Origin of the sequence: Algibacter sp. (assembly GCF_049667265.1) — a bacterium.
Lineage (GTDB): Bacteria > Bacteroidota > Bacteroidia > Flavobacteriales > Flavobacteriaceae > Algibacter_B.
In genome coordinates this window covers 1-4,900 of sequence record NZ_JBATHX010000138.1, presented here as the reverse complement: position 1 = coordinate 4,900, position 4,900 = coordinate 1, and the positions used below count along the sequence as shown (strand labels likewise).

6 protein-coding genes are annotated in these 4,900 nt (G+C 32.3%); all 6 read right to left on the bottom strand.

All coding sequences use genetic code 11. The annotated features are described in order from the left end of the window. Positions 1-249: cryptochrome/photolyase family protein (locus tag WBN21_RS05050; protein ID WP_424198195.1), on the bottom strand; the 249-nt coding region annotated here is incomplete at its 3' end. Then, positions 250-1,560, bottom strand: a complete 1,311-nt coding sequence (locus tag WBN21_RS05045; protein ID WP_424198194.1) for a DASH family cryptochrome — start codon at positions 1,558-1,560, stop codon at positions 250-252. Further along, entirely contained in the window at positions 1,530-1,679 is a 150-nt protein-coding gene (locus WBN21_RS05040) for a DUF2256 domain-containing protein (protein WP_424198193.1), read from the bottom strand. The genes WBN21_RS05045 and WBN21_RS05040 overlap by 31 nt, the downstream gene beginning before the upstream one ends. Then, on the bottom strand, positions 1,666-3,096 hold the full coding sequence (locus WBN21_RS05035; RefSeq protein WP_424198192.1) for an SDR family oxidoreductase: 1,431 nt from the start codon (positions 3,094-3,096) through the stop codon (positions 1,666-1,668). Before WBN21_RS05035 ends, WBN21_RS05040 begins: the two co-directional genes overlap by 14 nt. A gap of 50 nt (positions 3,097-3,146) precedes the next feature. After that, the gene (locus tag WBN21_RS05030) at positions 3,147-3,779 is read right to left on the bottom strand and encodes a flavin reductase family protein (protein ID WP_424198191.1); all 633 of its coding nucleotides are present in this window, start codon (positions 3,777-3,779) and stop codon (positions 3,147-3,149) included. Continuing rightward, positions 3,779-4,900: ABC1 kinase family protein (locus WBN21_RS05025; RefSeq protein ID WP_424198190.1), on the bottom strand; the 1,122-nt coding region annotated here is incomplete at its 5' end. The genes WBN21_RS05030 and WBN21_RS05025, both read right to left, overlap by 1 nt.

Sequence of the window (4,900 nt, the reverse complement as noted above, 5' to 3'; positions counted from 1 at the left end):
GGTTAAACTTTGCTTATTGTTTTCATCATTTATTTTTAGATAAATAACATTATGATTTTTTGTTTTTAAATCTTCTGAAAACTGACGCATTGCAGCAAAAAATCCAATAACTTTTTGAATGTGATGTTTAACATAATCTGTTTCTTGACGCATTTCAAAAAGACAGTAGGTAACATCGTCATGCGTTTCTTTAAACCATGAGTGTTTTATATGGAGTTGATCGCCTAAAATGAGTCTTAGTGTTTTCATTTAAAATAAGGTTTCTTGTAGCCATAAATTTTGAAATTTCCCATTAGCATCGTAACGTTCGGCTTGTAATTGTACATTAAATTTCCTGTCTCTAGGATCGTTTCCAACACCAGAAACATACAACCAATTGCCATAATTGCTATGCACATCGTAATCTATAAGCATCGATTCAAAATATGCGGCACCAATTCTCCAATCTAGTTTGAGTTCTTTCGAAAAATATGATGCCACATTTTGCCTACCTCTATTGCTCATCCATCCTGTTTTTTTTAATTCTATCATATTAGCATTAACAAAAGCTGATGCCGTTTTACCATTTATCCATTGTTCAACTGCAATTTCGTCGGTATGCCACTCGTAATCTTTTTCAAGAATTCCATCTATTTTAAAAATTGCATTTTTATGTTTTAGTGATATGTATTTAAAATAATCGCGCCAAATCAATTCAAAAATGAGCCAATATGTAGACTCGTTTTTGTAAAATTGCTTTTCAAAATTTTTAATTTCCCAGTAAATCGTTCGTGGTGAAATACTACCATTTGCTAACCAAGCTGAAAACTTCGAACTATAATCTATTCCAACTAGTCCATTTCTTGTCTTTTTATAAAAACCTAATTTTTTAGTTTCAAAAAAATAATGGTTTAATCTTTTTAAAGCTTCATCTTCACCGCCTTTAAAGGGAAATGCAGAATTTGGATGTGTTTCAAAGTCTTCAAAACCTAAGTCTTGTAATGTAGGAATGTTGGTTTTATTGTTACTATTTGAAAACGATTCTGATTTGCGAATTGAATTTAAAGCCCTTGCTTTACTATGTTTTTCAAGATGTTTTCTGAAATTAGTAAACACTTTGGGAATGTCTGAAGGTGACATGCTAATATCGTTTGGGTGATATAAAAACTGATTGTAAATCGTGTTAAAAATGATGTTAACGGGCAGCGTTTTTTTTAGATTTTCAAAAACCGTTTCTTCTTCTTGGGTCCATTCTTTTTGAAGGTATATGTTTTCAATTTTGTATTCTGAAATTAACTGAGGTAAACAATCTTCAGGACATTCTGTAAAAACATACAGTTCTATATTGAGTTTTTTAAGATTCGCTTTTAAATTTTGAACCGTTTCAAGAAGGAATTTAGCTCTGAATTTTTCAGTTTTTTTAAATCCGAATTTATCGTTCTGGAAATGTCTAGGATCAAAACAATATGCAGCGATAGTATGGTTGCTTTCTGTTATAGCTTGATTTAAAACATTATTGTCTTTAACGCGTAAATCGTTTCTAAACCAAACTAAACTTGTATTGTTTTGTTTCTCCTGCATCGTTCGCTACAATATTTTACAGTATCCCAGTTTTTCTCCCATTTTTTACGCCAATTGAAAGGTAGATGGCAAACGGGACATGTTTTTTGTGGTAAATTTTGTTTTTTATGACTCGACATTAACCAACTTGTTAATCATACCTCTAAAAATAAACCCATGAAATGGCAATACACTATACCAATATAATCTGCCCCAAAGTCCGCGTGGTCTAAACGTCGCGGTTTGTTTAAGTAAACCGTCTTCAATTTTAAATTCTAACCAAGCTTCACCAGGCAAGCGCATTTCAGCATACAGCAGAAGTTTTTGTTGTTTTTTATCAGCAAAAATAACACGCCAAAAATCTAGGGCATCACCTGCATCCAGGTCGGTCGGACTTGTACGTCCGCGTCTTAATCCTATACCTCCAAATAGTTTATCAACATATCCTCGAATTCGCCACAAAAAATTACCATAATACCAACCTGTTGTTCCACCAATGGCCCAAATTTTATCAATGGTTTTTTGAGTATCTATAACGGGGCGTTCTTTATAATCTTTAAAACAGCCATATTTAGGAACGTTAATATATTTATGCAATTGGTTTCCAAGTCTGCCGCTACTAACCATAGAATCTTTCCAGCTGGAAATAATGCTATTTTGTTCTATTTTCTCAAATGCTAAGGCTACGGCTTCTTTATAGGTTAACGGGGTGACATTTAGTAAGGTATTTATATCACTTGTTTTTCCAATAATTTGAATGCCCATGCTATCTACTAAAGTCGTGGCTAATTTATAAGATGTTGAGGTTACAAAATATAACCAATAAGATGATAATTTTGGTGTCATTACTGGTACGGTTAAAATGTAGCGTTTTAATCCTCTTACTTCAGCAAATTGCAATAGCATTTCTTTATAAGTGATTACTTCTGGTCCAAAAACATCGTAAGTTTGATTGTATAATTTTTCATTTCCAGCAGCTCTCGATAAAAATGCTAATACATCTCTAACAGCAAGCGGTTGTGTTTTTGTGTTTAACCATTTTGGAGCAATCATAAAAGGTAGTTTTTCAACTAAATCTCTTATTATTTCGAATGAAGAACTTCCAGAACCTACAATAATTCCTGCTTTAAATATAGTGAGCGCGTATTGCTCAGAAACTAATCTGTCCTCAACATTTTTTCTAGAGCGTAAATGTTTTGATAACTTTTCTTCGTTGGTAATACCACCCAAATAGATAACTTGTTTTACGCCGGTAGTTTCTAAATAATTTTTAAAATTCACAGCGCAACGTTCTTCAAGCGATTCAAAGTCTTTTGAAGAATTAGACATGGAATGAATCAGATAATACGCTACATCAATTTTTTTGGGAATATTAAGTAATGTTTCAGGTTTTAAAAAATCACCTTCAATTACAAAAATATTATCATCTTCAGCATAGCTTTTATCCGCTCTAAGTCTATCTCGAACAACACAAATAACCGTGTGCCCTTCATGTAATAAAAAGGGGATAAGGCGTTTGCCAATATAACCTGTGGCACCTGTTACAAGAATATTCATGTTGTTTTTTTAAAAACGTTATCGTTAATTATAATGGCTAATGTTTTATGCTAACCGTTTACTTCTAGTGCTTTTGGTCTTTGGTAACCGTAACGTGAGTTTGTATTAGGAATAGCATAGCCATCCAATCCATTTATAGCAGCAACTTCAGCTTTAGATAAATTTATAAATCCATCGGTTTCTATAAGATTTTCATTTACATATAAACCTACAACTTTTCCAATAACTAATATGGTGTTATTGGCTTTAATGTCATATTCTTCAACAAATTGCATTGCTAATTGAATGGGCGCATCTTTTACAAAAGGTGCCAAAAAATTGTTTTTATATTCAGAATTTAAAGTTGTGACATCAAATTCCGAAATTGATGTATCATATTTGGCTGAAGTATGATGCGCATCTTCGGTAATACTTTTATGAATATGATTTATAGTATAAAAACCTGTTTCCTTTAGATTTTCATAAGTATTTCTAATGACCGTTGTTGGTCTTAAAAAGAACCCAAGCATGGCCGGACTAGAACCAATATGTGTGACAGAACTAAAAACAGCAACATTCTCAAAACCATCTTTAGATTTCGAACCTATGAGGTTTGCTGATTTGTATCCAGAACAACTATTTATTAAGTTGATTTTGAATAAATGTTCAAGATTTTTAATATCACTTTCACTAAAATACGTCATTATAGGTTTAAATAATTATTAATTTTAATGTTTTGTGCTTTTAAATCGAACATTAAGTTATATAGTCCAAAAAATGTTCGGTTGATGTAAATGAAGTGTTTAGACCCTCTATTACCATTCATCTTTTTTAAATCGGTACTTTTTGAATAACGCTCGCCTAATTCGGCAATTTTCCCAAAAAATCCAGCGTCAGAAAAATCAAATGTATCTTGATGGAAAGGTTTTGTAAATAAACTTAGCATCTCATGAAACATGTCTGTAAAAAAGGCTATTTCTTCTTGGCTATCATCTTCTCGTAATATTTCGAGTTCGTAAAGTTTTGAAACAAAATAGTTTTTATTATTAATGTTTTCTGGTTTTGCTAATTCGAAATAGGGTATATAAAATTCCATAGGAATAATTTTCATACACCCAAAATCGAGCGCTATTAATTCTCCTTTTTCATTCACTAAAAAGTTTCCAGGGTGCGGGTCTGCATGTACCTTTTTCAAATTATGAATTTGAAACATGTAGAAATCCCACAAAGCTTGACCTAATTTATTTGATTTATCTTGATCTGTATTATATGCCGTAAATTCAGAAAGATGTTCCCCTTTCATATAATCCATGGTTATAATACGTTCGGATGATAGTTCCTCGTAGTATTTTGGAAATAAAAGATTGGAGATATGAGAGCAAGCTAAAGCAATTTCCTTGCTTTGTTTCATTTCCAAAATATAATTTGTTTCTTCAGTTAATTTATTTTCAACTTCTTTAAAATATTTGTCAGAGTCTTTCCCTTTAATGTTGAACATACTCATAGCTATTGGTTTTACCATGGCTAAATCTGAAGCAATACTTTCAGCAACTCCTGGATATTGGATTTTCACAGCAAGTTTTTTCCCATTCTTAGTTGCAATGTGCACCTGACCGATGCTTGCAGCATTCACAGAAGTTGCGTTGAAAGTATCAAATAGTTCATTGGGATGTTTCCCAAAATATTTTTTAAATGTTTTTATGACTAATGGTGGCGATAAAGGCGGAACCGAAAACTGTGCTAACGAGAATTTCTCTACATAAGCCTGTGGCAAAATGCTTTTCTCCATACTTAGCATTTGGGCTACTTTTAAGGCGCTCCCTTT

Excerpts from the sequence above, each read along its gene's own strand:
- WBN21_RS05030 (WP_424198191.1), bottom strand. The coding sequence starts at position 3,779 with ATGACGTATTTTAGTGAAAGTGATATTAAAAATCTTGAACATTTATTC.
- WBN21_RS05045 (WP_424198194.1), bottom strand. The coding sequence starts at position 1,560 with ATGCAGGAGAAACAAAACAATACAAGTTTAGTTTGGTTTAGAAACGAT.
- WBN21_RS05040 (WP_424198193.1), bottom strand. The coding sequence starts at position 1,679 with ATGTCGAGTCATAAAAAACAAAATTTACCACAAAAAACATGTCCCGTT.
- WBN21_RS05035 (WP_424198192.1), bottom strand. The coding sequence starts at position 3,096 with ATGAATATTCTTGTAACAGGTGCCACAGGTTATATTGGCAAACGCCTT.